Genomic DNA, 349 nt, shown 5'->3' with positions numbered 1-349 from the left:
ATCTTCTTCAGCTCATCAAACTCACGAACCGAGAGCAGGGCATACATGGGAGTGCCCATGTAGTGCTCGAATTCCATGTTCCAGTTACGCGTTACGTAGCGCATAATGCCCAGGACCGTGGCCTTCGCGTCGATTCGACCGTGCATGGGAATCAGTGCTGACCGCTTCAGCAAATCCGCAATCTGCGCATCGCGATCAGCCAAATCGTAGCCATCGATGTTCAGGAGCCGGGCGAGACGTGTGCCGTGCTCCGCGATCCACTGTTCATCAGAGCACGTTTCGGCCTCGACGCGTGCATCGTTGCGACCTGCTTGATAGGCAGACTCCATATCGCGCCGCACCATACGCA

1 protein-coding gene is annotated in these 349 nt (G+C 56.7%); it reads right to left on the bottom strand.

Features of this window, described 5'->3' with window-relative positions:
- Positions 1-329, bottom strand: a 329-nt coding sequence (locus AC1RO3_RS08905; protein ID WP_481764067.1) for a hypothetical protein, incomplete at its 3' end; no start/stop codon positions are given.
- Positions 330-349: the final 20 nt, after the last annotated feature.

Source organism: Dellaglioa sp. CoH-57-MRSF-19 (genome assembly GCF_056781975.1).
This window is presented reverse-complemented; position numbering and strand designations above follow the sequence as displayed.